Source organism: Paenibacillus sp. 7541, from assembly GCF_002276395.1.
In the GTDB taxonomy this organism is placed as follows: domain Bacteria; phylum Bacillota; class Bacilli; order Paenibacillales; family Paenibacillaceae; genus Paenibacillus_AQ; species Paenibacillus_AQ campinasensis.
The window spans coordinates 291,343-317,440 of record NZ_NQLZ01000001.1; the positions used below are offsets into that span (position 1 = coordinate 291,343).

The 26,098-nt window shown below is 57.8% G+C and carries 22 protein-coding genes; 7 read left to right on the plus strand and 15 right to left on the minus strand.

The annotated features are described in order from the left end of the window. Positions 1-2 precede the first annotated feature (2 nt). The 7 genes from CHH75_RS01275 to CHH75_RS01305 form a co-directional block, all read right to left on the minus strand. Positions 3-1,523, minus strand: a complete 1,521-nt coding sequence (locus tag CHH75_RS01275; protein WP_095397240.1) for a sugar ABC transporter ATP-binding protein — start codon at positions 1,521-1,523, stop codon at positions 3-5. A 100-nt stretch (positions 1,524-1,623) separates the two neighbouring features. Beyond that, positions 1,624-2,688, minus strand: coding sequence for a sugar ABC transporter substrate-binding protein (locus CHH75_RS01280; protein ID WP_413773613.1), 1,065 nt, complete (start codon positions 2,686-2,688; stop codon positions 1,624-1,626). Between the two features lie 885 nt (positions 2,689-3,573). After that, positions 3,574-4,692, minus strand: a complete 1,119-nt coding sequence (locus CHH75_RS01285) for a sugar ABC transporter substrate-binding protein (RefSeq protein ID WP_244908152.1) — start codon at positions 4,690-4,692, stop codon at positions 3,574-3,576. A gap of 37 nt (positions 4,693-4,729) precedes the next feature. Continuing rightward, the gene (locus tag CHH75_RS01290) at positions 4,730-6,280 is read right to left on the minus strand and encodes a response regulator (RefSeq protein ID WP_095397241.1); all 1,551 of its coding nucleotides are present in this window, start codon (positions 6,278-6,280) and stop codon (positions 4,730-4,732) included. Then, positions 6,255-7,721: a sensor histidine kinase gene (locus tag CHH75_RS01295; protein ID WP_255222931.1), complete on the minus strand. Its 1,467-nt coding sequence runs from the start codon at positions 7,719-7,721 to the stop codon at positions 6,255-6,257. Before CHH75_RS01295 ends, CHH75_RS01290 begins: the two co-directional genes overlap by 26 nt. Further along, a complete protein-coding gene (locus CHH75_RS01300) occupies positions 7,718-8,722 on the minus strand; it encodes a sugar ABC transporter substrate-binding protein (RefSeq protein ID WP_255222932.1) in 1,005 nt (334 codons plus the stop codon). Before CHH75_RS01300 ends, CHH75_RS01295 begins: the two co-directional genes overlap by 4 nt. 107 nt (positions 8,723-8,829) lie before the next feature. Beyond that, entirely contained in the window at positions 8,830-9,645 is an 816-nt protein-coding gene (locus tag CHH75_RS01305; RefSeq protein ID WP_095397243.1) for an AraC family transcriptional regulator, read from the minus strand. Positions 9,646-9,792: 147 nt separating this feature from the next. On the opposite strand from CHH75_RS01305, the gene CHH75_RS01310 reads away from it, so the two are divergent. The 7 genes from CHH75_RS01310 (at position 9,793) to CHH75_RS01340 (ending at position 16,214) form a co-directional block, all read left to right on the plus strand. Continuing rightward, positions 9,793-10,608, plus strand: a complete 816-nt coding sequence (locus CHH75_RS01310; RefSeq protein WP_095397244.1) for a phytanoyl-CoA dioxygenase family protein — start codon at positions 9,793-9,795, stop codon at positions 10,606-10,608. Between the two features lie 204 nt (positions 10,609-10,812). Next, on the plus strand, positions 10,813-11,346 hold the full coding sequence (locus CHH75_RS01315) for a TetR/AcrR family transcriptional regulator (RefSeq protein WP_095397245.1): 534 nt from the start codon (positions 10,813-10,815) through the stop codon (positions 11,344-11,346). Between the two features lie 291 nt (positions 11,347-11,637). Next, the gene (locus CHH75_RS01320) at positions 11,638-12,450 is read left to right on the plus strand and encodes an ABC transporter permease subunit (protein WP_095397246.1); all 813 of its coding nucleotides are present in this window, start codon (positions 11,638-11,640) and stop codon (positions 12,448-12,450) included. 30 nt (positions 12,451-12,480) lie between these two features. Next, positions 12,481-13,548, plus strand: a complete 1,068-nt coding sequence (locus CHH75_RS01325; protein ID WP_095397247.1) for a taurine ABC transporter substrate-binding protein — start codon at positions 12,481-12,483, stop codon at positions 13,546-13,548. 37 nt (positions 13,549-13,585) lie between these two features. After that, the gene (locus CHH75_RS01330) at positions 13,586-14,464 is read left to right on the plus strand and encodes an ABC transporter ATP-binding protein (protein WP_095397248.1); all 879 of its coding nucleotides are present in this window, start codon (positions 13,586-13,588) and stop codon (positions 14,462-14,464) included. 25 nt (positions 14,465-14,489) lie between these two features. Next, positions 14,490-15,626, plus strand: a complete 1,137-nt coding sequence (gene ssuD / locus CHH75_RS01335) for an FMNH2-dependent alkanesulfonate monooxygenase (protein ID WP_095265224.1) — start codon at positions 14,490-14,492, stop codon at positions 15,624-15,626. 162 nt (positions 15,627-15,788) lie between these two features. Then, positions 15,789-16,214: a DUF4395 domain-containing protein gene (locus CHH75_RS01340; RefSeq protein WP_095397249.1), complete on the plus strand. Its 426-nt coding sequence runs from the start codon at positions 15,789-15,791 to the stop codon at positions 16,212-16,214. A gap of 259 nt (positions 16,215-16,473) precedes the next feature. On the opposite strand, the gene CHH75_RS01345 is transcribed toward CHH75_RS01340, so the two are convergent. From CHH75_RS01345 to CHH75_RS01375, 8 genes are all read right to left on the minus strand, one after another. Further along, positions 16,474-17,508 (minus strand): FecCD family ABC transporter permease, encoded by a 1,035-nt coding sequence (locus CHH75_RS01345; RefSeq protein ID WP_095397250.1) that lies wholly within the window; start codon positions 17,506-17,508, stop codon positions 16,474-16,476. Further along, entirely contained in the window at positions 17,483-18,529 is a 1,047-nt protein-coding gene (locus CHH75_RS01350; protein ID WP_095397251.1) for a FecCD family ABC transporter permease, read from the minus strand. The genes CHH75_RS01345 and CHH75_RS01350 overlap by 26 nt, the downstream gene beginning before the upstream one ends. 3 nt (positions 18,530-18,532) lie before the next feature. After that, positions 18,533-18,682 carry a hypothetical protein gene (locus tag CHH75_RS24715; RefSeq protein WP_176475422.1) on the minus strand — a complete coding sequence of 50 codons (150 nt, stop codon included), beginning with the start codon at positions 18,680-18,682 and terminating at the stop codon, positions 18,533-18,535. After that, a complete protein-coding gene (locus CHH75_RS01355; RefSeq protein WP_255222933.1) occupies positions 18,682-19,722 on the minus strand; it encodes an ABC transporter substrate-binding protein in 1,041 nt (346 codons plus the stop codon). The genes CHH75_RS24715 and CHH75_RS01355 overlap by 1 nt, the downstream gene beginning before the upstream one ends. Positions 19,723-20,050: 328 nt before the next feature. After that, a complete protein-coding gene (locus tag CHH75_RS01360; RefSeq protein WP_483310901.1) occupies positions 20,051-21,388 on the minus strand; it encodes an LLM class flavin-dependent oxidoreductase in 1,338 nt (445 codons plus the stop codon). A gap of 5 nt (positions 21,389-21,393) precedes the next feature. Then, a complete protein-coding gene (locus CHH75_RS01365) occupies positions 21,394-22,038 on the minus strand; it encodes an RraA family protein (protein WP_095397253.1) in 645 nt (214 codons plus the stop codon). Next, positions 22,025-24,169, minus strand: coding sequence for an IucA/IucC family protein (locus CHH75_RS25105; protein ID WP_095397254.1), 2,145 nt, complete (start codon positions 24,167-24,169; stop codon positions 22,025-22,027). The genes CHH75_RS01365 and CHH75_RS25105 overlap by 14 nt, the downstream gene beginning before the upstream one ends. Then, positions 24,159-25,991: an IucA/IucC family protein gene (locus tag CHH75_RS01375; protein ID WP_095397255.1), complete on the minus strand. Its 1,833-nt coding sequence runs from the start codon at positions 25,989-25,991 to the stop codon at positions 24,159-24,161. The genes CHH75_RS25105 and CHH75_RS01375 overlap by 11 nt, the downstream gene beginning before the upstream one ends. Positions 25,992-26,098: the final 107 nt, after the last annotated feature.

A 26,098-nucleotide genomic window follows, 5' to 3' on the forward strand; every position in this document is an offset into this window, starting at 1 on the left:
TCCTATTGTGTAGCCAGCTGCATAATATTTTCCTGATTCGCCTGATCGGCCGGCAGCTCTCCCTTGATCTTGCCGCCCGCCATTACATAGATGCGGTCGCTCATTCCAAGCACTTCACCAAGCTCAGACGAAATCATAATGATGCTCATTCCCCGAGCAATCAGCTCGTTCATGATCGAGTAGATTTCGAATTTGGCGCCGACATCAATGCCTCTTGTCGGTTCGTCCAATATGAGCAGCTTCGGTTCCGTGAACAGCCATTTGCCAATGGATACCTTCTGCTGGTTCCCTCCGCTCAGCTTGCCGACCAGCTGCTCCACCGAGGGGGCCTTGATCACCATCGATTGCTTGTATTCCAGGGCCTGCTTTACTTCTTCATTGTGGTTGATCAGACCCTTGCTGGAGATGGCACGTAGATGCGCGGCCGTAATATTGGACTTGATATCCTGTGCCAGAAACAGCCCATTCCCTTTCCGGTCCTCGGTCACATAGGCCATGCCGGATCGGATGGCGTCGCTGGTGTGGCTGAATTTCACAGCCTTTCCTTCCAGCCGCATCTCTCCTTGCAGCCTGTATTCCTTCGGATTGCCGAACAGGCTCAAGGCCAGCTCCGTCCGGCCTGAGCCCATTAAGCCGGCGATGCCCACAATCTCGCCTTTGCGCACGTGAAGACGCACGTCTTTGGCGACATGGCGGCCAAGTCTGGGGTCATAGGCGCTCCAGTCAACCAGCTCCAGCACACGCTCCCCGAAGCTGCTAGAAGCTCTTTTCGGATAAATATCGCTCAGCTCCCGGCCCACCATATGCTTGATGATTGCATTCTCCGTAATCTCGCCTTTGTCTGCGTCCAGCGTGCAGATCGTCCGCCCGTCGCGAAGCACCGTAGCCGAATCAGCAATCGAAATGACTTCCTTCAGCTTGTGCGAGATCATGATGCAGGTGATTCCTTGATTCTTCAGCTCGCGCAGCAGCTGCAGCAAATTCTCACTGTCATCCTCGTTCAGCGCCGCCGTCGGTTCATCCAGAATGAGCAGCTTTACATCCTTGCTGAGCGCCTTCGCAATCTCCACCAGCTGCTGTTTGCCGACACCCAGATCCTTGACGAGCGTCTCCGGATTGACATCGAGCTTCACCTTCCGCAGCATCTCCTTGGATTTCACAATCGTCTGGTTCCAGTCGACCAGCTTGCCCCGCTTCACTTCATTGCCGGCAAAAATATTCTCATACACGCTCAGATCGGGAAACAGTGCCAGCTCCTGATAGATGATGACAATGCCTGCATTGACACTGTCCTTGATCGTCCGGAACCGCTGCGTCTGCCCTTCAAATACGATCTCGCCTTCATACGTGCCGTGCGGATAGACACCGCTGAGCACTTTCATCAGCGTTGATTTGCCTGCGCCGTTCTCGCCGACCAGGCAATGAATCTCGCCCTTTTTCACTTTGAAATTGACATCAGACAAGGCCTTGACCCCGATAAACTCCTTGCTGATTCTCTTCATCTCCAATATGGTCTCGCCCATCGTATAGCCTCCTTCATCCGGGCAGCTGTCTGAGGGATGACGCCGCAAGCAGGGATAGCCTCGACTATCCCTGCCCTTCACAAGCGTCTCCTTACTCAAGTTACAAGCCGGTGAATTCGCTTGCCTCGTAGTAGCCGGAATCAATCATCTCTTGCTGAACGTTGTCTTTGTGTACAACAATGACGTCAGTTTGCTTCGCTTTGACTTCGATTTTGCCATTGTTATAGGATCCGGTTGTTTCCGGGGTCTTGCCCTCCAGAATCGCCACCGCCATGTCCATCGCATCCTTGACGAGAACACGCACGTCCTTGAATACCGTCATCGACTGTTTGCCGTCAATGATGTACTGTATCGTTGCTATTTCCGCATCCTGACCGGTAATGACATAGTTCGTGACCGCGCTGTCGGAGGCGAATACGTCCGCAATGGCGCGGGCCGTGCCGTCGTTCGGCGCCAGTACAGCTACATCGCCCTTCAGATCAGCTCCGGCTGCTGTCAGATGCGTCTGCGCTTTGTTCTTTGCTTCGTTCGGATCCCAGTTCGTTGTAACCTGGCCGATAATTTTGCTCTGCTGATCCCGGGACAGCTCGGCGGTATCCTGTACCGCTACGGCTTCGCTGGAGTTGGCAATCTTGAAGGTGCCGTCAGCGATCTTCGGCTGCAGCACAGACCAAGCGCCTTTAAAGAACAGGAACGCGTTGTTGTCAGCCGCCGAGCCGGCATACAGATACAGCGGCACGCCGCTGCCGGAGGCGTTGTCTACCAGGAACTGCGCCTGTGCGGCACCGACAGCCTCACTGTCGAAGGTGACGTAGTAATCCACCGCATCGGTATTGGTGATCAGGCGGTCATAAGCGATGACCGTAATGCCTTCCTTCTTGGCCGCCTCCACGGCAGCCGCCGCCGCATCGCCGTCCTGCGGACAGATGATCAGCACCTGGATGCCTTTGTTGATCAGCGTTTCGACGTTTTCTTTTTCCTTCGCGGACGAGCCTTGGCTGAACAAAATTTCCGTGGTGTACTCCGTGCCCGACAGCGCCTCCTTGAACCGCTGTTCATCCTGAATCCACCGCGTCTCATCCTTGGTCGGGAGAACGATTCCCACCGAAATTTTCCCGCTTCCGCTCTGGCTGCATGCAGCCGTGAACATCACGGCCATGACCATGATCAGCATCATTGCAATCGGTTTCATAAGTTTTGTCATTGCCGAACCCCTCTTTCGTTATGGATAATCTAAAAGACACGTTAACTATAGCACCGGGTTTTCGCCGATATCGTCATGATCACTAGTCTTCTTTTTAGATCATCTTGACTTTTTTGACGACGGTGCCGTGTGCGCGGGTCCGTAACGATAAGACAAACGCCCCGGTCACTCCTGCTCAGGCAGAAAGGATCGGGGCGTGGATTTGCCCATTGGGCGACACGATGGCTCGGTGGTACGACGGCTGATGGCTTCATGATGACTCGTTGGTGATACGACGGCTGATGGAATCATGATGGCTCGTTGGTGGTACGGTGGCTTCATGATGGCTTTGTACGATTTATCACACAAAATTCCTCGTCCACTCATGCAAACCTCTGATTTTGTATGGAAAATCGTACAAAACCGACCATTTTGTCGAATAAAAGTGTGATTTGTACGACGAATCATACAAAACACTCATACAAATCATCTTATGCTGTTCATACAACCTCGCGGCGGACGATGCCACCCGAACAGTTATAACTTCTGGCGTATAATATTATCTCCTTAGAAAAAGGCCCCCGGTCACTCTCGAAGGAAAGAAACGCCTGACGTGGAAGCTTTAATGCATCAATCTTACCAGGCCAAATTACGAATCCCCTTACTAGTTACCTTACTAGTTACCTTGCTAATTCCCTTACTAGTTCCGTCACCTTTGCAGTCCCCATGTTCGTCCTCCAATAGGGGAGTAGGCGTCAGAGGAGATTCCGACAATGTCAAAAAGCCCGGGCTTCGCCGGGCATCCTGTAGTCATCCGATGCGGTTATGTCACAGTCCAGCGCTTCGCTTGCTGAATTATAGCCGCTTCTAACGCTTTGCGGCTGAATAGACCTCCTCCCTGCTGTGGAAACCGTCGGCAATAATCGTCTCATCGATCGTTTCCCGATTCACCGCAATCGGCGTCAGCAGCAGGGACGGAACTTCCAGCTTGCCGTTGCTCATCGTCCGGTGGATTTCCACCGGCTCATCCTTCGCCAGCTTCACCGCCATTTCGGCCGCTGTCTGCGCCATCGACTGAATCGGCTTGTACACGGTCATCGTTTGCGTTCCCTCGACAATGCGGATCGCCGCCGTCAAGTCGGCATCCTGGCCGGCGACCGGCACCTTCCCGGCAAGCCCCCTCGCCTCAAGCTCCTTGATCACCTCGTTCGCCGTAGCATCATTGGCCGCAATCACCGCGTCTATGTCATTGCCGTTGACATCGAGGGCGGTCTTAATGTTCTCTCTCGCAATGTCTGTCTTCCAGTTATGCGTCCACTCATCATAGACGACCGTAATGTCACCGCGATCGATCAGCGGCTGCAGCACGTGGAATACGCCCTTCTTCAGCAGATGCGCATTGTTGTCCGTCTCGGCACCGCCGATGTAGACATATTTCCCGCGTGGAACCAGCTCCGTAATGGCCTGGGCCTGCAGTTCACCCACGCGCTCATTATCAAACGAGATGTACAGATCGACGCTGGCATTGCGGATGAGCCGGTCATAGGCGAGCACCTTAATGCCTGCCGCATGAGCCCGGTGGACAATTGCAGCCATCGCATCGGCATTATGGGGAACAACCACAAGCACATCCACTCCCCGGCTGATCAGCGTTTCCGCTTGCACAAGCTGAAGGGCGTCGTCTCCGTTCGCCGCCATCACCTCGACCTCGGCACCAAGCTTTTCGGCCTCCGCCCGGAATAAATCCCGATCCTTTAACCATCGCTCCTCCAGCAGCGTGTCCATGGAAAAGCCGATCTTCAGCCTCTCACTCCCCGCCGCAGCCTGAACGGTCCCCGGACCGGACATGCCGCTCTCCACTGGCTCATCCGGGGCGAACAGCCCGGACTTTACCGGCAGGTGGAAGGTGGTCAGCACGCAGACCACAAGCAGCCACAGGCCTGGTCGCCAAGGCATTCGCCTGGCCGCATCGAGATATCGTTTCAACTGTCGTCCCTCCTTGGACCGGATCTTGATCAGATCTTTAGTTCTTCGCACCAGAATGTCTCTGAAGCAGCTGCTTTCTATATTCGGTAGGCGACACTCCGCATGTTTTTCTGAACACTTTGCTGAAATAATTCGGATCGTGATAACCGACCTCATATGTAATTTCCTTGAGACTTCGATCCGGGTCGCGCATCAGCTGCTTCGCTTTCTCAATCCGGCATTCCGTCAGGAAATCAATATAGTTCATTCCCGTCTGATCCTTGAACCATTTGCTGATGTAATATGGATTGAGTCCTGCCCATTCGGCGATCACTTCCAGTGATATATCCGCATGGGCGTGTTCTTCGATATACTGCTTGATGCGATAAATCATGTCCGGCGATGTCTGCTGACAATAATCCTCGTAGTGCTGCTGCATCGTCTGAACCATGCGGATCGTCTCCGCCCTGAACTGGCGGTAATCCCTCGCCTGGAACGTATACATCGGCTTCTCCGCTGCCATGCCCATCTCGGTCAAGAGCCTAGAAGCGATCCACAGCATTTCCAGCATGCGCTGCTGGGCCTGGATAACATGCACCTGCTCATGCTCCAGCCGCTCGATGACATCCATCATGCTCCGCAGCACGCTCTCCCATCGGCCCAGCCGGACATCTTCGAGATACGCCCGCTCCTGCTGCCGGTCCATCCAGTCTCTGACGGTGCCCTGGACAGGCATATCCTCATAGAACCGGTATTTCACCGGAGCCGACATATCCATCGTGGCCATCATCGCTTCCTGGTACGATTGCCGGATATCATGCAGCGAGCCATACACATTGCCAATGCCTACAAACCATCCTTCCCGATTTCCGCTGCCTGCTGCTGCCATAATCGCCTGGGCCAGCGCCACCGCCTGGTTCCGATACGATCGGTCTCGTTCGCGGAACACAATGACCGGAATCTGCAGTCCGCACATCGCTCCGATCCAGCATATTCCCTCCTGCCTGATCCTGTCCTTGACAGCAGCATACAGATGCTCGGCCTGTTCAGGCAGCGTGACCTTCATCGCAAACATCTCCTCGTTCGCACTTCGTCCCAGGAGCGTCAGAAGCTCTTCCAGATGCACATCATGCACATGATCGAACAGAAGCTGGGTCACGACATCGGTCTCAACAAGCGGCAGCGCCTTGTTCAGTACGGCCTGTTGACGGATTAGCAGTTCGCGCGTTTGCCGCTCTGCGCCGATCTGCTCCAGCACTCGGGTGACCGAAGCGACGATCTCCCGCGCTTTGCTTGGCTTAAGCAGATAATCCTTGACACCAAGCTTGATCGCTTGCCGCGCATAGTCGAACGTATCAAATGCGGTCACCATCATGAACCGGGTTTCGGGACGTAGTTCCGAAATGTGTCGAATCGCTTCCAGCCCGTTCATGCCCGGCATTTTAATATCCATCAGGATTAAATCCGGCTCGAAGGCTCGAGCCATTTCTACCGCTGCCTTTCCGTTGGCGGCTTCCTCAATGGCGATCTCAGCAATGCCATGCTGCAAAATGGCATGCAGCCCCTCACGCTCAATCCGCTCATCATCCACAATCAGAACTTTGTACATGCTCCTCATTCCCCCTTTTTGGCAGTGTTAAGATGATGGTTGTACCCGCGCCCTGCACGCTCTTAATGTGAATGACATCCGCTCCCTGATAGAAAAGCTTCAGCCGCTGAACGACGTTGCTGAATCCGATGCCGGTGGAATGCCCGCCGCTGCCGGTGTCCACTCCAGCAACAATCGATCTGATCTTGGCTTCCGGAATGCCCGGGCCGTCATCTTCAATGACAACCTGGACATGCTCCGCTTCGTCCTTGACAATAAACCGTATGATGCCCCCTTCCTCCCTCGGCTCAATCGCATGAATGACAGCGTTTTCAATGAGGGGCTGCAGCGTAAGTCCCGGCAGCTGGATGTACAGGCAGCGTTCATCGATATCCGCCTGAAACTGAAGACGTTCGGCAAATCGGGCAGTCTGGATCTCGATGTATTGATGCAGCACACGCACTTCGTCATAGAGCGTAACCGACCGGTTCAGCCGTTTCAGATTGTAGCGCAGCAGCTCCGCGACATTAACGAGCAGATCGCTCGTTTCCTCAGAGCCTTCCAGATAGGCTTTTTTGGAGATGGTGTCCAGTGTATTAAACAGAAAATGCGGATTGATCTGGCTCTGCAAGCTGCGGAGCTGGCTTTCTTGTAGCAGCAGCCGACTTTGCTGGAGCTCCTTTTCCAGCTGCGCCTTTTCTTGAATCTCCATGATGAGGTTGTTGATGTTCACGCGCATGCGCTCGAACATTTTGGCCAGGAAAGAGATTTCGTCATTCGAATTCACCTCGATTCTCAAATCGAATCTTCCCCGGGAAATTTCCTTGGCCGCACGGCTAAGCGACAGCAGCGGTCTTGTAATGCTGTGGGAGAACCAATAGGTGAACACCGCAAGCAAAAATGTGATGAGCAGCAGCAGCCAGACACCCAGCTGTTTCAAGGCTTCGGTCCGTTCGATAATCCCCCGGTAAAAAGGATTGTAGGTGTTCAGTTCCTTGTCGATCAGCGTCAGGGTCATCTCGGAAATGTACAGGGACAGGCGGGTCGCCTCGGCAAAAGTGGTGCTTGTCGCCTCCGGATCATTCTCCGATCTTAGCAGCAGTGTTCGATCCGTCGTCTCAACGAGACTGTCCATCAGATGGACGACACTGCTCAGTTCAGCGTCATTATCCGTATTGCGCAGCCGATACATCTCATACTTCGACTGGCGGATATGGTCGATCGCTTCCTGGAGCAGTGCCCGCTGCTCCTGAGCTGGCGTCACCAGGTAATTGTTCAAGGCGGCAACCAGCTCCTTGCTGGCTATGCTGGCGTCATTCATCTGAATATACCGCTGTAGGATATTGTTATACTGATCTTGCGTTTGCTGATTATAGTACGTTAGCGCCGCCCAGATGGAAGCCATAATGACCAGGACGACGGCAGCGAGAAGCCATATTTTATGCTGAATGCTCATCTTCATGGCAGTTCCTCCGCCTTCACCATCCGGATGTTCGTATAATAGCCGCTCATGTCCAGCGGCCCGGCCTCACCCTTCAGCCATTTCACCATCAAATCCACGCTGATTCTCCCCATCTCTTCCGGAGACTGGAGGATCATGCCCTCCAGCTTGCCTGCCTTGAGCAGCTCCATCGTCTCGGGGCTGTCATCGAAAGAGTAGATGCGAAACGGACTTTGGTGATAGCGCTTTCCAATCTCCCGGACAAGCGTCTCGGTAATGTTGGAATTTACGGCAATTAGCGCATCCGCTTCAGGGTAGCGATTCATGACATCCCTCGCGGCGCTGACGACTCTTTCCCGCTCGTCGGGCGCTTCGGCAAACACAGTGTGAATATCCGGATAATGCTGCAATATGTCGTGAATGCCCGCAAGACGCAGATCCTGATCGTACCGCTGCCGGCTGCCGCCGATCAGAATGACCGTGCCAGCCTGTCCCATATCCGAGAGCAGTTCCCTGGCAACCAATCTTCCCGCTTCCTTATGATCGGAGCCGACATAGGTTCTTCTCAGGCTGTCCTGCATCGGCACATCGCTTGCCACCGTGATGACCGGGATGCCATGCCGTCCGGCCTGGATCTTCGTCAGCTCGTTGAATTCCTCGGTATCCAGCCCTTGCACGATAATGCCGTCCACCTTCGAGGCAATCGCAATCTCCATCTTCTTCAGAAAATCATCCTCATTGCTGCCGTAGCTCCCCCAAATCTGGAGGCTGATCCCCTGCTTCTCCGCTTCTGCAAGCGCGGAATCACCGACCAGATCCCAGAATGGCGTATCCATCTCCTGTGTAATAAGCACAAGCCGGTACGGTACCTCCTGCTCCTGCAATGCCGCCGGCATCGGACTTCCGGCACGGTACAGCTTCACGATTGACGCAGAAGTAAAGTAACATAGCATCAGCGTCATCGCAATGATGGTTATGATGGCCGTTTTGCGCAATTGATGTTGGCCCCCCAAAATGTTCATTTTCAGATCGATATGCATTTTTTTACAAGTATAATATTAAATCCCGGATTAATAAAGACAGCCTGTTCTGTCAGATAAGATGTTCGAGCCCCTTCTGGCGGCTGGATTCACCCTTGCTGCTGCGCAGACTTCATCTGTTTGTATGTTCTCGGGCTGACCCCCATCTGCTTGCGAAATAATGCGGCAAAATGATTGTAGCTGTTGAACCCGACATCCTGAGCGGCCTCCGTCGCCGTCCGGTCCATATGCTCCATGAAGCGGGCAGCCTGCTGGATGCGCAGCCGGTTCGCATGCTCCACAATCCCCTCACCTACCTGTTCCTTGAACAGATGGGCCAGCCGCGACACGGACAGCCCTGCTGCCTTCGCCAGATGCTCCACCCGGATCTCCTGCTTCGATTGCGACAACATTCCAAGCACGAGCGTGATTCGAGGGTCGCGCTTGCTCGAAAGCTGCCGGGCCAGCAAGAGCAATAACTCCCGGATGGAATTCTCGCTCAGCGCATGCCAGTAATCCGAACGTTCGCCCGCATGGTAGAAAATATGATGAAACGCGGCGAGCACCCGCTCCCTTCCATACCCCTCGGGGATGCTTGCGCTCAGCAGCTCTTCCTGGGGAAGGTAGCTGATTTCGGGTAGTTTAGGGAAATGCACCCACAGAAACGACCAGCCCTGCTCTCCGTCCATCGTCCCGTATTGATGGGGAACGTCTTCCCGCAGCAATATCAGCTCATGGGCCTCCGCAACCCGCGTGCCGGCTGACGTCTTGAAGTATCCTCTCCCCTGCAATGTATAAGCAAGCAGCAAATCCCCCCTGCCCTGCGGCCGGATCACCCCATAGGAAGAGTCAGCGCTAATATGTCCGCTAATAATGTCTCCGTAATCGGCAGCGTCATATAGATCCACCGGCAGTTTCGCATCCATCTCCAAGCCTCCTGTTCAGTTGAAAATAGCAGAATCCATGTCGTTTTCAGCAGGAATGTGACTTCTCATTTATTATGAATCCCGGTAAGCTGTTGTCAACCCGAATATCCATCGGGCAACATTCTAATGTTAAGGGAGCTGATCAAGATGAAATCCACACCGGAGCTGAAGCGACTGACGAAGGAGCAGCTGGAGCATTTCCTGACCGAGGGGTATGTCATTGTGAAGGGCTTGATGACCGAAGCGGAGCTTCAAGAAATCGACGCTGCTTTTGAAGCGATCAGCCATCAGACGATTCCCGGACATTTCGAGCCTGATCGGTCCGCTGCTGTGGAGGATCCGCTCAAACGCTATCCCCGGGTGATGCATCCGCATCGTTTCAACGACACCGCCAAGCGGTTCATGCTTCATCCGCCGATCATGGCGGTGTTGGAGGATCTGTACGGCGAGGAGGCGCTGGCCGCCCAAAGCATGTTCTATTACAAGCCGCCGGGGGCGCGGGGGCAAGCCCTGCATCAGGACAATTTCTATCTACAGGTAGAGCCAGGCAACTGCATTGCCGCCTGGACCGCTATTGATCCTGCGACGCAGGAGAACGGCGGATTGCTGGTCGTCCCGAAAACGAGTGAGCACGATATCGAGTGCCCGGAGCTGGCGGATGCAAGTGAGTCGTTCACGACTCATTACGTCAAGCCGCCCAAGGATTCAAGCCCGATACCCGCAATCATGGATCGCGGAGATGTCCTGTTCTTCAACGGGAACCTCATCCACGGCTCATACCGGAATAAGACAAAGGACCAGTTTCGCCGCGCCTTCATCTGCCATTACGCCAATGCTTCGGCCATGCGCATTAACGCCCACTATCGTCCGCTGTTCCGTGCTGACGGCACCGCAGTCGATCTTGAGGTCAATCCGGACGGCGGGCCGTGCGGGGTAGAATTCCAGCAGGTCTACCCTCATTAAACGGTGAGAGGCAAGTGCGAAAGATGCCAAGGCCAGCCATAGGTCCCGGTCTACCTCAGGATCGAAGTCTGGCCAATTGGCATCTCTGTTTATGCATATGTATACCGGAAAACCGGCTTAATCCAAACTTAATCGATCGGTTTTGTAAAATTAATATTGACGACTGCACCGACCGGACCGTATAGTAAAGCTGGAGGTGGTGCCATGAATCGAAATTCGAGGCGAGACGCGATACTGAAAGTGGCCTGCAGACTGGTCCGAACGATGGGCGCCTCTCACCTAACACTTGATGCTGTGGCCAGAGAAGCTGGCATCAGCAAAGGCGGGCTGCTCTACCATTACCCGACCAAGGACGCGTTGATCCAGGCCGCGCTGAATGATTTTTTGGACCGATTCGATTCGGAGACCGATGCCGAAGCTTCAAGCGGCGAAGCCCCCATGGGCTGGGCGCAAGCTTATCTGATTCAGACCTTCGAGATCAGCAAGGAGGATCTGGAGATGAGTTTTGGCATACTGGCTGCCGCAGCCAGCAACCCTGACCTGCTTGAACCGATGCGCCAGCGCTACCTCAAGTGGCAGAGCCGCATGACCACCGAATGCAGCGATCAAGTGGAAGCTACGGTGGCGAGACTCGCGGCGGACGGCCTGTTCTTCTGCGAGCTGTTCGGCTTTGCTCCGCTCGAAGACCAGCTCCGGGCTGACGTCCTTTCGAATCTGTTAACCCGGGTGGATAAGTAACCGCCACCTGCATGACAAGTAATGAACATTGGTGCAGCATAACAGCACCCCCAACAATTACAGGAACGGATCCTTTCATCGTTCCCCTCAACCTGACGACAGGAGAGACAATCGGAAGCTATTGGCTGATGTATAGCCGAGCTGCGATCGGAAGCTCTCTTTTTTTGTTGTCTTCTCCCGGAGTTTCCCTTCACTCGTCAGCTCTGACATTGCTACCACTCGCCTCTTCATCAGCCTGTTCGTTTCCTTATTTATGAAACATGAAAAAAGAAGGATGTGAAGTGTGTATCGATGCCGCACCCTAACGCCCAACCCGCCGAACCGGTCCGCACGGATCTGAGAAACGGGTTGTACCTCATCGTCTCTGCCGTTTCCGTCGGTCTCGCTTTGCTCATCTGGTGGATGGCGAGCCGCAACGAGTGGGTCAATCCGCTGTTCCTCCCTTCACCGCCGGACGTCTGGTCAGCCTTTATGACGATCGCCACGGAAGGCTATAAAGGAACCAGCCTGTTAGCGCATATCGGAGCAAGCATGCAGCGCATTGCCGTCGCCCTGATCCTGGTGCTGCTGACCGCCGTTCCGCTCGGCATCCTCTGCGGCAGAATTCGGCTGCTGCGGGCAATATTCGATCCGTTCATCGAGTTCTACCGGCCCCTGCCGCCGCTGGCTTATTATTCGTTGCTCGTGCTGTGGTTCGGGATCGAGGATACGTCCAAAATCGTGCTGCTGTACCTCGGCGGGTTCGCCCCGATGTTCATTGCAGCCGTCTATAGCGCGCGCCGGATTCCGCCGGATCGGATCCAGGGTGCAAGGTCTCTCGGAGCCAGCCGGTGGAGGCTGTATCTGTACGTTATTCTCCCCTCCTGCCTGCCGGATTTGTTAACCGGACTTCGCACCGCGGTAGGCGTTACATACGCCACACTGGTCGCCGCTGAGATGATTGCCGCCGTCTCCGGGATCGGCTGGATGGTGCTGGATGCAAGCAAATATTTGCGCAGCGACATCATTTATGCCGCCATTATCATCATGGGGATCATCGCCATCCTGATTGATGCGGGCATCCGCTATCTCATTCAGCGCGTGTCACCGTGGGCGGAACATTAAACACTTAGGAAAAAAGGAGCTGATTCCATCATGCGTTATGATCGCATATCCGTGCTACGTCCCATTCTCTCACTCACCATCGCAGCGTTCATGCTGCTGGCAGCCGGCTGCGGCAGCTCGTCCGGCACGCCGTCCGCATCCGGCAAGGAAAGAGATGCCGATGCGCTGCCGAAGGAAATCCGCATCGGCTACCAGGTATCGCCTAACGGAGAACTGGTAGCCAAAGCGCTCGGACTGGCCGAGAAGAAAATGCCGGATGTCAACATCTCCTGGATCCCGTTCGAATCCGGCCGCGATGTGAATACGGCCATGGCCAGCGGCAGCATCGACTTCGGACTCGTCGGGACCCCTCCCGGCGCTTCGGGCATCGCGCAGGGGCTGCCGAACAAAGTGTATTACATTCACGATGTGATCGGGGACAGCGAAGCGCTCGTCGTGCAGAGCGGCTCCGGTATTCACTCCCTTGAGGATATCAGAGGCAAGACGATTGCGACTACGTTCGGATCCACCTCGCATTTCAGCCTGCTCTCGGCCATCAAGCAAGCGGGCATCGATCCGGCGGACATCAGGATCATTGATATGCAAGCGCCCGATCTGCTTGCAGCCTGGCAGCGCGGCGACATCGACGGCGCCTATACGTGGCAGCCTGTACAATCCAAGCTGCTTGCAGAGCATGGAAGCATCGTCATTTCCTCGAAGGAGGTTGCCGAGGGCGGCGCGCTCACCGGCGAATTCGGCGTCGTCCATAACAGCTTTGCCGCCAGCTATCCGGCCGCTGTCAAGCTGTATATCGAAGTGCTTGATGAAGGGACGGCGTATTACCGGGAACATCCGCAGGAGGCGGCAGAGGCGCTATCCCAGGAGCTGGGACTGTCGGTTGAGGAAACGCTGAAAGCGATGAGCGAAATTACAGTGCTGGGTGCCTCGGAGCAGACAGACCCCCGCTATCTCGGCACACCTGAAGAGCCCGGTCAATTCGCCGTGCTGCTGAAGCAGACCGCGGATTTCCTGGTTGAGCAGCAGTCGATCAAGAGTGCGCCGGAACTGAGCGTGTTCCAGGAAGCGCTGCTGAACGAGCTGTATGTGGAAGCACCGTAATCATTCGCTAAACTTCAAGGGAAAGGCGGACCGAATCATGACCGCAACTTCATTATCCACCACAACACGCGATGAGCACGGAGCACGTCAGAATGAGCATGCCTCCTCTTGTCCGGGGCCGGATACCGGCTCAGCAGCAGGCATTCAATTAGCCGATATTTCGTTAACCTATCGTCAAGGCAGCCAAGCTGTGCATGTCTTGGACCGGATTGGACTCTCGCTTGCGCCGGACGAGTTCGTATGTTTGCTCGGGCCTTCCGGCTGCGGTAAATCAACGCTGCTCAGCATCATCGCCGGGTATGTCCAGCCCTCCGGCGGGTCAGTCCGGATTGACGGGAAACGCCATACGAAGCCGACACCTCAGGTGGGCGTTGTGTTCCAGCATGCCAATCTGTTCCCCTGGCTGTCGGTCGCCGGCAATGTCGAGTTCGGCCTGCGCATGGCCGGTATTGGACGCAAGGAGCGCCGGCGCATCGCCTCGTTCTACATCGGGCTGGTGGGGCTTGAGGCTTCTGCCGCTCGCCTTCCCCATCAGCTGTCAGGCGGGATGAAGCAAAGAGCTGCGCTCGCCAGAACGCTGGCGACAGAGCCGCGCATCGTCTTGATGGATGAGCCGTTCAGCGCACTGGACGCCCTGACGCGGGAATCCATGCAGCTGCATGTGCGGCGGATCTGGCAGCAGACACGCCGCTGCTTCTTCCTCATCACCCATGATGTGGATGAAGCGCTGCTGCTGGGGCGGCGCATTATCGTGATGCACCCGAATCCCGGCACCATCGTGCAGGATATCCGCAACCCGCTGTTTCAGGACACGGATGCGCCTTCCTTTTCCATATTGCGCGCCAGCAAGGACTTTGCCGATTTGCGGCAGCACCTCGTTTCTATGATTGCCGGCAGCGGCAGCAACAGCCGCTGAAACAGATAAAGGAGTGAACCAGCCAATGGAAATGTTCTGGTACTTGCCTACGATGGGCGACGGAAGATATCTCGGTACGTCCCACGGAGCGAAAATCACCGATCTGCATTATTTCAGACAGGTCGCCCAAGCGGTGGACCGGCTCGGCTACACCGGCATGCTGGTGCCAACCGGTCATGCGTGCGAGGATGGATGGGTTGTCGCCTCCTCGCTCATTACAGCAACCGAGCGGCTGAAATTTCTCGTTGCCGTCCGTCCAGGCGGCATATCGGTCAGCATTGCGGCCCGGATGGCCGCCTCATTCGATCGGCTATCCTCCGGGCGCCTGCTGATCAATGTCGTGACCGGCGGCGATCCTGTGGAGATGAAGGGTGACGGGATCTTCCTCTCGCATCATGAGCGTTACGAAGCTACCGATGAATTCCTCCAAGTATGGCACAAGCTGATGACAGGCGAGCGCGTTACGTTCCACGGAACGTTTATACAGGTGGAGGATGCCAGGCTGCAATATGTCCCGTTTGACCGGCAGTCGCCTCCGCTGTTTATCGGCGCTTCCTCCGATGCCGGGCATGAGGTGGCCGCCAAACATATTGACACTTATCTGACCTGGGCTGAAACGCCCGCGATGGTCGCAGAGAAGATCGCCGATGTCAGAGAACGGGCGCAGCGATACGGCCGCTCGATCAAAATCGGCCTCCGCGTGCAAATCATTGTGCGCGAGACGGCTGAGGAAGCCTGGGAAGCGGCGCACAAGCTGATCCAATATGTCACCGAAGAGGATGTGCAGGAAGCGCAAGCGCTGCTGAACCGTTTCGATTCGGTAGGTCAACGCCGGATGAGCCAGCTTGTGCGCGAGCATCGGGACACGCTGGAGATCAGCCCCAATCTGTGGGCAGGCATCGGACAAGTGAGAGGCGGTGTAGGCACCGCCCTCGTCGGCAGCCCGGATGAAGTGGCCCAGCGGCTGCTGGAGTATGCGGCTCTCGGCATCGATACCTTTATTTTGTCCGGCTATCCGCATCTGGAGGAGGCTTACCGGATCGCCGAGCTGCTCTTCCCAAGGCTTCCCGTCACTTACTCAAGGCCCCCAGAAGAGCAGCACTGGACTGCTATGGGCGAACTGCTCGCCGAGAATCGAAAGCCGAAGCCGAAGGAGGCCTGACACCGCGCTTCGGGCTCGATCCTGGACGTCATATGAGATGTTCGGCGTGCTCGAATCAGATTGACAACCGCCCATGCCCGTGTTAGATTCTGAATAAAAGTAAGTACGATGGGATGAATACTTGCTTTTATTTTATAAATATGTAGAAAACGAGGTGAGCGCATGAAAGAACTACCGCTACCGCTCATTAAAGTAAATCAGGCGGCCATGGTGCTGTTCGTGCTTCTGTCACTTGTTTTCCGTCAGCCTCTGTTCATCTATGCCATCTTTCTGATTCAGCTGATCGCGCTGGCAGCCGGAGCGAGAGCAAACCTGCTGTTTCTGGTGGCCAAATGGTTTCTAGGCGCTGACAGACTGCAAAGATCGGATACGCAAGCTGCAGAGCTGGCCCGATTCAACCAATCGATTGCCGTCATTCTGCTCGGCGTTTCTTCAGCTGCTTATTTGCTGGGATGGCATATTGTCGCTATCGCTGCCTCCGTGATGGTAGCTGCTGCAGCAACCGCTGCTGTGCTCGGCTATTGCATCGGCTGCACCATCTATTATCAATATAAGAAATGGAAGCTGCTGCGCTCCCGGGCCAGCTAGAGATTTCGAATGCTGTCATACCCCTGCCACTAGGGAGTCCGGATATCTTCTTTCCGGTGGCCGTATATCTCGGTGTGGCGGTATATCTCGGTGGCGGTATATCACAGTGACAGCCATCTAGGTGCCGGCATATCGATGCCGGCATCGTAGGATCGCTTTCCACCTATTCATCACACAATAAGCTATATACACCAGCAGGGAAGCCGCATCATGCGGCTTCCCTGTCATGGTTAACTTGGATATCAACTTCCCCTACTCCCTATAACCGGCGGTGACGAACGAGCAGCGCGATGAAGAACGGCGCTCCAATCGCAGCAGTGAACACCCCTGCAGGAATGTCCAGCGGCTGAAACAGCGTGCGTCCGGCCGTATCCGCCAGCAGCAGCAGAAGCGCCCCAACCAGTGCGGATGCAGGCAGCAGCACGCCATAGGAAGAGCCGACCAGCCGGCGCGCAATATGCGGACCAATGAGGCCGATGAAGCCAACCGCACCCACCAGAGCGACCGATGAGCCTGCGAGTGCAACGGCAACCAGGATCAAGCCAAGCCGCTGCCGCTGTACGGCGGCTCCAAGGCCGGTTGCGGCTTCATCACCCAGCTGGTGCACGTTCAGTTTCCTCGCATTTGCCCAGGCCACCGTGCCGAACAAGAGCAACCATGGCAGCAAGGTGAGCACCTGCTCCCATGAAGCTCCGTAAACACTCCCTGTCAGCCATATGTAGGCCTTGCCGGCCGAAGTGATCGAGCTGAATGCCAGCAGCAGCATCGTGACCGAGCTGGTGCCTGCGGATATGCCCACACCAATCAGCACAAGCCGAACCGGAGAAACCCCGTTCTTCCAGGCGAGCAAATAGATAAGGCCAGACACAAGCAGCGCGCCAATCATGGCAGCAACAGGCAGCCAGCGAATGCTGAGCGCCCCGCCGGACAATGCGATGAAGCCGACGGCGGCGGCCGATGCGCCCCCTGTCATCCCGAGCACATCCGGCGAGGCGAGCGGGTTGCGGATCAGCCCCTGCAGCACCGCCCCGGCCAGACTAAGCCCTGCACCGGAGAGCAATGCCAGCACCAGTCGCGGAAGACGCAGTGTGCCGATAACAAAGGCCGAATCACTCTGCACCCCCGCCATCGTCAGCAGCACCTGAAACGGAGATTCCCATGTGCTGCCAAGACATGCGCCCAGCACCAGCGCCGCCATAAGCACCAGCAACAACACCAATAATATCAGCACCCGCCTGTCTTCCAATGCCGACAGGAACGGGTGCCGACTACGAAACGGAACGGTTGGTTTCATCCTGCGCCCTCCTTCTGTTGAAATCACTGCGGGCGATATAAATGAAGAACGGCACGCCGATCAGTCCGGTCACAACCCCGAGTGGAAGCTCCCCCGGCTGCACAGGGAAGCGGGCGACAATGTCGGCCCCAAGCAGCAATATCGCGCCTAGCACGGCGCTGTATGGAATGACCCAGCGGTAGTCTGTGCCGGCCAAATAACGTGCGAAATGCGGCATGACAAGACCGACGAAGCCAATGGCTCCGGCAGCCGCTACCGCGCTTCCGGCCAGCATCACCACCGCAGCCGCAGCAATGGCCTTTACAAGTCCGATCCGCTGCCCCAGTCCTTTGGCCATCTCCTCCCCGGAGCTAAGAATCGTGAGCGGATAACCGAGCAGCAGCGCTGCCCCGCCGCCCATCACCATATAAGGCAGCACCTGATACAGCGTTCCGAGCTCTTTGCCTGCCACAGAGCCTGCGAGCCAGAACAGCACATTTTGCAGGCCGGATTCATCCAGTACCAGCACGCCTTGCGTCAATGCGCTGAACAATGCGCTCAGGGCCGACCCAGCCAGAACGAGACGAATCGGCGTCAGATTGCCGCCGCCAAGCGAAGCCAGTCCATATACGAGCAGCGCTGCCCCCGCCGCGCCGACAAAAGCAGCCCATACGAGCTGCGACAGCGAGGTCAGCGGCAGCAGCAGCAAAGCCAGTACAACCGCGAGCACGGCACCCGAGTTAATGCCGAATAACCCCGGCGAAGCAAGCGGGTTGCGCGTTAACGCCTGCATCATCGCTCCCGCCATCGCCAGCGATGCGCCGACCGTCAGGGCAAAGACCGCTCGCGGCACCCGCGTTGTCACAATGATGACATGCTCGGTGTTCGCCGGATTATAGGCGAGCAGTGCCTCCACCGTTGTAGTCAGCCGGATCGACGTCGTTCCAAGCGCGATGCTTGCCGCGCAGGCCGCCGCAAGCAGCAGCAGTGCAGCCGCAAGTCCCAGCAGTTTGCTGGCGTTATGTTGCAAAAGTGGCCTCACCGTTTATCCCCCTCTTGTTGTCTGATGCAGCCGATTACGGCTAAAAGCGCCGAAGCGGCAACCCGTATCGGCTGCCGCTTCCAGCTCGGCTCGGAAGGAGCGGAACTCCCCGAAGAGAAACCGCAATGCTTCGCCGCCGTTATTGCCGCGCATCAGTTCAGTTCGTATATCTCCTTGAGATCCTCCAGCATCTCCTCGGCGGCAAGCGGGCCGGAGCCGTTGTTCCAGACCGCCGTATCCACCTCGAACACCCGGTTGTTCTGCACGGCTCTCAGGTTATTCCACAGCGGATGCTCCGTCCATTCCTTACGCAGATCCAGCCTTCCGTCATCCCGCGAAGTGCTCGTCTGGTCGAAGATGATGTCGGCGTCCATCTGCGGGATATTCTCCTTGGATACCAGCTTGACGCCCCAGTCCTCACCCTGTTGCTCCATCGGGCGGGTGATACCAAGCTCGTCCAGCACCAGCGCAGAGAACCCGGTATAGACGATGCGCGCATGATCGGCGCGGAAATCGACGATGCCGACCTCCAGGTTCAGCTTATCGCCCATCTTCTCTTTGAATGCGGCGACTTCGCTGTCCCAGCGTTCGAGGAACGCTTGTTCCTCCGCTTGTTTGTTCAACGCTTCCGCCGTCAGTGCCAGCGACTCCTTCCAGATATGTACCTCTTCGGTCATGACCGTCGGTGCAATGGCACTCAGCTGCGTGTAAATTTCCTCATGCCGGGTTTTGGAGGCAACGATGACATCCGGCTTGAGCGCCGCAATTTCCTCCAGGTTCGGCTGATTCTCCGAGCCGAGATTGACCACGCCGTCCATCTGGTCGCGAATGTAGTTGTACCACGGCTGCTCAATCCAGGCTTCAACCGCCCCGACCGGCTGCACGCCAAGCGCGAGCGCGGCATCCGTCGCTCCCTGGAACAGCGTTACCACCTTCTCCGGCGTTCCTTTCACGTCGGTATTCCCCATCGCATGCCGGATCGTCCGCTCGCTATCCCCTTCGGCGGCTGCCGTGTTCTGCTCGTTGGAGCTGGTCTGCGCCTGCGCCTCCGGCGTTTGTGAAGCAGCACCTTCGCTGCCCCCGGATTGACCGCAGCCGGACAGCACGGTGAGTACAGCCAGCAGAACGGCCAGCATCATTGTCAGACGGCTTTTATAACGGTTATATAGCCTCTGGTGATTGAAATACATCATGAACATGACCTCTCCTTACTCCTCTTTCGGTGTAATTGATATTGATTATCATTATTATTACATGAAGAGATGATGTTGAAAATGCACATTTGCGTCACAGCTTCTGTACATATCCGACGGCTTGCCATGTATCGGCCCGAAACGGACACGCTGCATCAGGCTCTTCTCACGCAGCAAGCCGGAACGACAAAGGAGGCGCCCCCCTGCCATCCGGCTGGTGGACACCTCCTTGTGTGCAGGAATTAGGAATTAGCTTAAAATGCTGCCCGGTAGGCCATTCTCTCTCCTGCTGTATGATTTACTCATGCTAAACCTGGTCCTTGTTGCCCTATGAATATACTTGCGGTATGACTGCCTCCGTCTTCAGCCCCAGATGCTCACGCAGCGTGCTTCCGCTGTAATCGGTACGATATATGCCGCGATTCTGCAGCTCCGGAATCACTTTGTGGACAAAATTCTCTAGCCCGGACGGCAGCAGCGGAGGCATCAGATTAAAGCCATCGGCTGCCTGTTCCTCAAGCCAGCGCTGCATCGTGTCCGCGATCTGGACCGGCGTTCCCGCCACCGTGAAGTGGCCGCGGCCGCCCGCTGTACGGATAATGAGCTGGCGGATCGACAGGTTCTCCTTGCGGGCCAGCTCGGTGTACAGCCGGAAGCGAGACTGCTGTCCCTGAACCTGTTCGGGGGCAGGCAGCCGCTCGTAAGGCAGCGGGCCGTCAAGCGGACAGCCGGACAGGTCTGTCTGCAGCAATGCCGACAGATTGGTCAGCCCGTATTCGGACACGCTGAGCTCGTTCAGCTCCTGCTCCTTCTCCTTCGCCTCGGCCTCCGTGTCCCCGACAAAAGGGATGCATCCCGGCAATATTTTCATATGATCCGGCCTGCGTCCATAGGCGCTCATCCTGCCCTTCAGGTCAGCATAAAAGGCCGCTGCCTCCCCGATGCCCGGCTGTGCCGTGAATACGACCTCCGCCCAGCGCGCCGCGAAAGCTCTGCCGTCCTCCGAGGAACCTGCTTGAACCAGCACCGGCACCCCTTGCGGAGAACGCGGCAGATTAAGCGGTCCGGCTACCGATACATGCTTGCCTTCATAATCCGCTGCCTGAATGCGGCTCATATCCGCATATATGCCAGCCTCCTGATCCAATCGAAGGGCATCTTCCGCCCAGCCGTTCCACAGCCGGATCGCCGCCTCCACGAACTCATGTGCCCGCTCATAGCGGAGCGTATGAGGCAAATGCCGCACCTGCCCGAAATTGCGGGCGGTCGCGTCCCCTGTCGAGGTAACAATATTCCAGGCTGCGCGTCCGCCGCTGATATGATCGAGGGAAGTCAGCTTGCGGGCGATATGGTAAGGGTCGTTATAGGTGGTCGAGGCGGTGACGACAAGCCCGATCCGCTCGGTAGCCGCCGCAAGCGCCGAAAGCATGGTGAACGCTTCTAGCTGCGGGATGACGCGGTACTTGGTCATGATGTTCAAGCGGTACTTATCCGCCAAGAACACGGCATCCATCTTAGCCTGTTCAGCCAGCTTCACCATCCGGGCATAATAGCCGAAGTCGGCGGCATGCTGCGGACTTGCCTTGGGGTGTCGCCAGCTCGCTTCATGATGCCCCGTGCTCATCAGAAACAGGTTGAGATGCAACTGCTTACGGGAACGATCCAAACCGCTCATGTCACTTCGCCTCCTTCACGGATATGGCCACCGATATGGCCGTATCCGAGCTTGACCCGGCTGCGCTGCTCCCGCTCCTGCTTCTCCAGCGCGAGCCGTCCCAGTTCCTCCGCCCGTTTCGGATCGATGGCAAACAGGCCGTCCTCATCGCCAATGATCAGATCGCCGGGACGAACGGCCACACCGCCAACGCTAATGCAGGTATTGACCTCACCCTCCAGTTCGAGCGAGCGCGTGGTCAACGCGCTGACGCCGCGCGAGAAGACGGGAAAACGAAGCTGCCGCAAGACCGCGGCGTCCGAGACGCAGCCAGACACCACCGCGCCGGACACCCCTTTGGCAATCGCCTTGTAAGCGCGGAACTCTCCCCAGCAAGCCCGGTCCTCGTCGCCGGACATGTCGATGACGATAACGTCCCCTGGCCGGGCCAGCTCAAGCGCTTCGCGCAGAGCTGCCGAGCCGATATGAGGTAGCCGGACCGTAAGCGCGGTTCCGATTAGACGGATCGGTGTCACGAGCGGCTGCAAGCCGCGAATATAGCCGAAATCCGTCAGATGACCGATGGTCGACGGCTGAATGCTTTGGTAGAGCTCCAGCAGCTCCGGTGTTATTGGCTTCGCAAGTGGTTCAATTCGCACCATATGGCACCTCCTGTAATGGGGTCGACCTACGGGACACAGGCTGCGGCGACTGCGAATCCGCAGCCTGCAGCTTCGCCGCCAGAAACGGATTGCTCGTCTCTCCTTTGCTGTACGGCATGCTGCCCGGCACCTTCGCCGATTGTGCTAGCAGGGGACGCACGATTTGCTTCCAAGGCCAATGCTCGTTCATGAACAGGCTGGCGCGAACGATCTCTTCCTGATCCGATGGCAAGCCGGCTTGCGCGAGCGCGGTCAACAGCGCAGACTCGAGCGCCGCCCACATGCTCCGCTCCGCTAGGCCGTAGTCCCGGGACACGCTGTCCATGATGGCAAACAGATTCACCTGGATGCCAAGCATTTGGAAAAAAGCCAGCAATTGCTGCGGCGTATCATGATAGAGCGAATTCGGCACGCCAGGGCGCAGCATATAGCCCGGATCCTCAAGCCCCGCCTTGCGCAGCCACGGCACATGGACGCGCAGCGCGTCATGATCCCGCAGCAGCAGGCCGTGCACCTGCCCTTCCTTCAGCACGAGCACCGCATTCTGCCCATGCGCTTCCGGTACGAGCCCGAAGCGCAGCAGCCGCAGCAGCAGCTCGCTGAACAGGACTGCGATCTCGCGGAACAGCTTCAGCGCTCCCTGGGCTGTATTGGGCAGTCCGCGCAGGCGCAGCCATTCCGGGAGCAGCCCGGTCTCCGCTTCGTGAGCGGCCAACGCAGACATCGGCACAAGCCGGATGCTGTCATCGGCGGCAGCAAGCGCCGGAGGATAGCGGCGGATCATTGCTGACAGATGGCGCGGATTCTCCGCGAACAGGTCTTTATCCTTCGGTGCGAGCGCCCACCAGCTTCCTTCCTCGCAGAGATGCAGCCTCTCGCCCAGCACCGGATCAAGCGCCCGCACCTGCCGCAGCAGCGACTCTGCGCGAACCCCATTCATCAGCTTGATCGCGGACAGATAGCGCTGCCCACCGAGCGAGCGGATGCCAAGCGGAAGCTTCACATGCTGCGGCGATTCGCCTAGGCTCATGAGCGAGCGCACGGACGAAGTCGCGTAGAAGGTGCCAGCCGCCGTATCGAGCGGCACGCAAACGCCGCTGGCCAGCTCCGGCTGCAGCCGCTGCGGCAGCACCTGCTCCAGCTGCCACGGGTGCACCGGCAGCGCGATGTGCGTGCCGTCCAGCCCGCGCCGCCGCAGCTCCTGCTCCAGCGGCGCGCGGACATCGGCCGGCAGCAGCAGCGACTGCGGCAGCGCTTCCCCGGCGCCGCCGCTTAGCAGGCGGTCGCGCCGCACCGCCATCCAGCGCAGCCGGATGGGCTGCCCGGCCTCGGCGGTGTAGAGGCCGCACTCGGCGCGGCCCCAGCCGAGCTTCACCTTCGCGACCGGGTGGAACGGCCGGTCGCGAAGGGCGGCGCAGCGCTCCAGCGCCAGCAGCGAGCGGTCCTGCGGCAGCGCCAGCAGGTCCTTCACGGGCGCGCGCCGCTCCAGCGACCAAGCGATCTGCTCGGCTGTCTGCCGGAGCATATCGATGAACGCCTCCGCTCCCGCTTCTGCGGCGCCCGCTGTGCCAGCGGGGGCTGCTGTGCCCGCGGGGGCTGCTGCGCCTGCGGCTCCCGCCATCATGCCCGCGGCCCGCGCCATCCCCGTGGCCGCGGCCACATCCGCGGCGTCCGCGGGGCGCGTGCCGCTCGCCTCGGTGCGGTGCTCCGCCACGAGGCGCATCCATGCGGCCGGCGCGAGCAGCTCGGCCGCACCGTCAGCGCGGCCGGCGGCGACCCGGGCCGCGGGCATGCAGCGCAGCCGCTGCCATGGCGAGCGGCGCAGCCCGAACACGACCGCGGCTTCGCCATGCGGTCGCCACAGGCCAATCAGCTCGCCTGGCGCGCTGATTGCTCCTTGCCCCGCCTCCGGCCGGGCCAAGCCTTGCTCATCACCGGGCGCTATAGCGGACGCGCCGTCGAGCAGCTTCCAGGCCGCGGCGAATGCCGGATCGGCTTCGCCGATCGCGGCGCGCACTTCCTGCGGCGTGAGCACCTGCAGGCCGACCAGCAGTTCCTCGGCCAGCAGCGCATTCAGCAGATCCTCCATCACGCGGCGCTCCGCTTCTTCTTCGTATCGCTTATCCGGCATGAACACTCTCTCCTTTCACATCCCGAAACGCATATAGCGGATTCGGCACCCATTTTGGCTCAACCTCGGAATCGGGATATAGGCGCCTGCGCGCCAGCTGCTCAATGCGAATTTTTTCCGAGAACAGATCATATCGCTCGTACTGTTTCTCTAGCTCGGGATGGCGATGCTGATATCGATGAATGACATGCGCGACGCGTTCCCAGAATGCCATCTCGGACAGGCCGTGCCGTTCGCTTAAGTAGAGACCAAGATCGCCAAGGCAGACGAAGAAGAATGCACTGTGCAAGAAATCCCGGACCGCCGCCGGGTCCTCCGTCTCCATATAGGAATGGCGATTCTGCGCCAAATGGGCGGCCGGTTCAGGATGAAGCTGCGGGCACAGCTCCGGCTGGGGCAGCAAGCTCCGACTAAAACGAACGCCATCATGAAAGTCACGAAGCGCAATCCGGACGGGACGTCCTTCCCGGTGCAGCAGTAAAATGTTCTGGGCATGCGACTCCAGCGCCACCCCGTGGGCGTAAAGCAGATGAATCAGCGGCGTCACCGTTGCCGTCAGCAGCTCATCCAGCCATGGCAACAAGCCGTAGCGCCTGATCCACGCTTCGACATGCGCTGCAGCTGTACCATCGGCGTATGAAAGCGCGGCGAACGGCAGCGCCTCCTCGCCCGGTCGCAGCACGCTGGCTATGCCGCGTCTCATAATGGCGCCCAGCGAGCCGTAGGCGCGTTCCCTCACGGATGGAGATAGCTCCGCCGGGTCAAAAGCAACGCCGGCATATTCATCCAGCACAGCAACCTCCGGCTGGTCCGGCATGCGGCCGGTGTCCAGCAGATCATGCAGCCAGTCCGACACGAGCGCCGCGTTCAGCACCGTATGAAGCGCCAGCATGCGCCGGGTCGAGGTGTTGACGATGCCCAGCGCCAGCTTCCATGTCGCCTTGCGCGGGTCTGTAACATTTTCCAGGCTGCGGATGGATTGCTGTGCCCGGTAGATGTCCTTCGTTCGCCCGATCGGCAGCAGCACTCCTTCGGCAATCTCCCGGTGCAGCGCCGGCACCACCACATGCTCCCATTGCCACGGGTGGACAGGCATGAACACATAGTCGTCCGGGACGCAGCCAAGCTGTTCAAGCCGCGCACGGAACCTTTCATATAACTCCTCGCCGAGCGCTTCAAGCAGCCATCCCTGCTCCTTCATGCCACGGCGCAGGGACAGCCTGGCATGCGAGCGGGCCACCGCGATCCACAGCGGCTGCAGCGGCTCACCAAACTCCGGCCCGTACAGCCGGTTATCGGCCGCATCAAAGCCGACACGGGACTTGTAGCAGGGGTGATACGGATGACCGTCCAGCTCCCCTTCCGCATGGTCCAGCGATCGCGTCGCTCCTGCCAGGCTCCGCCATGCGCGCGCTTCTGCATCGTGGAGCAGCGTTCTTCCCAGTTCATCCTGTAAACGTAGCAGCCGTTCGCTCTGCTGTTTCTGCCCAAGCACCTCATCAACGAAAAGAGCAAGTCGCCCCGCCGACACCTCCCCATCCGCACCAATACGCCGCAGCGATCCGCGATCCATACGGATGCGGCCGAAGCCGTGAGTACGCCGGCAGTCTAGCCGGTATCGAACCTGCTCACCAGCAGCCGCAAGACCGGATAATTCAACGGTTCGGGCTTCCCCGGGCTGTGGAAGTCCGCCGATGGGCACGGCGATTTCCTCATAAAGCATCGCTTCTATCAGCTGCCCAAGCACGCGCTGCTCAGCAGCGGCATAGGCGTCCGAACGAATGGCAGCCGCACGCGGGTCTATTTCCTCCCAGCTTTTCATTTTCAGTTCACCTCAACCACCTGTATTTTTTAAACTTCTCGATTTATCGAAGATAGGTCCACACCCATCTCAGAACATGGAGCGCAGTCTGTCTTGGTCATACCAAG

Coding starts and splice junctions, on each gene's coding strand:
- CHH75_RS01275 (WP_095397240.1), bottom strand. CDS start 1,523: ATGGGCGAGACCATATTGGAGATGAAGAGAATCAGCAAGGAGTTTATC.
- CHH75_RS01280 (WP_413773613.1), bottom strand. CDS start 2,688: ATGGTCATGGCCGTGATGTTCACGGCTGCATGCAGCCAGAGCGGAAGC.
- CHH75_RS01290 (WP_095397241.1), bottom strand. CDS start 6,280: ATGTACAAAGTTCTGATTGTGGATGATGAGCGGATTGAGCGTGAGGGG.
- CHH75_RS01295 (WP_255222931.1), bottom strand. CDS start 7,721: ATGAAGATGAGCATTCAGCATAAAATATGGCTTCTCGCTGCCGTCGTC.
- CHH75_RS01300 (WP_255222932.1), bottom strand. CDS start 8,722: ATGAACATTTTGGGGGGCCAACATCAATTGCGCAAAACGGCCATCATA.
- CHH75_RS01305 (WP_095397243.1), bottom strand. CDS start 9,645: ATGGATGCGAAACTGCCGGTGGATCTATATGACGCTGCCGATTACGGA.
- CHH75_RS01310 (WP_095397244.1), top strand. CDS start 9,793: ATGAAATCCACACCGGAGCTGAAGCGACTGACGAAGGAGCAGCTGGAG.
- CHH75_RS01315 (WP_095397245.1), top strand. CDS start 10,813: ATGAATCGAAATTCGAGGCGAGACGCGATACTGAAAGTGGCCTGCAGA.
- CHH75_RS01320 (WP_095397246.1), top strand. CDS start 11,638: ATGCCGCACCCTAACGCCCAACCCGCCGAACCGGTCCGCACGGATCTG.
- CHH75_RS01325 (WP_095397247.1), top strand. CDS start 12,481: ATGCGTTATGATCGCATATCCGTGCTACGTCCCATTCTCTCACTCACC.
- CHH75_RS01330 (WP_095397248.1), top strand. CDS start 13,586: ATGACCGCAACTTCATTATCCACCACAACACGCGATGAGCACGGAGCA.
- ssuD (WP_095265224.1), top strand. CDS start 14,490: ATGGAAATGTTCTGGTACTTGCCTACGATGGGCGACGGAAGATATCTC.
- CHH75_RS01340 (WP_095397249.1), top strand. CDS start 15,789: ATGAAAGAACTACCGCTACCGCTCATTAAAGTAAATCAGGCGGCCATG.
- CHH75_RS01345 (WP_095397250.1), bottom strand. CDS start 17,508: ATGAAACCAACCGTTCCGTTTCGTAGTCGGCACCCGTTCCTGTCGGCA.
- CHH75_RS24715 (WP_176475422.1), bottom strand. CDS start 18,682: ATGCGCGGCAATAACGGCGGCGAAGCATTGCGGTTTCTCTTCGGGGAG.
- CHH75_RS01355 (WP_255222933.1), bottom strand. CDS start 19,722: ATGATGTATTTCAATCACCAGAGGCTATATAACCGTTATAAAAGCCGT.
- CHH75_RS01365 (WP_095397253.1), bottom strand. CDS start 22,038: ATGGTGCGAATTGAACCACTTGCGAAGCCAATAACACCGGAGCTGCTG.
- CHH75_RS25105 (WP_095397254.1), bottom strand. CDS start 24,169: ATGCCGGATAAGCGATACGAAGAAGAAGCGGAGCGCCGCGTGATGGAG.
- CHH75_RS01375 (WP_095397255.1), bottom strand. CDS start 25,991: ATGAAAAGCTGGGAGGAAATAGACCCGCGTGCGGCTGCCATTCGTTCG.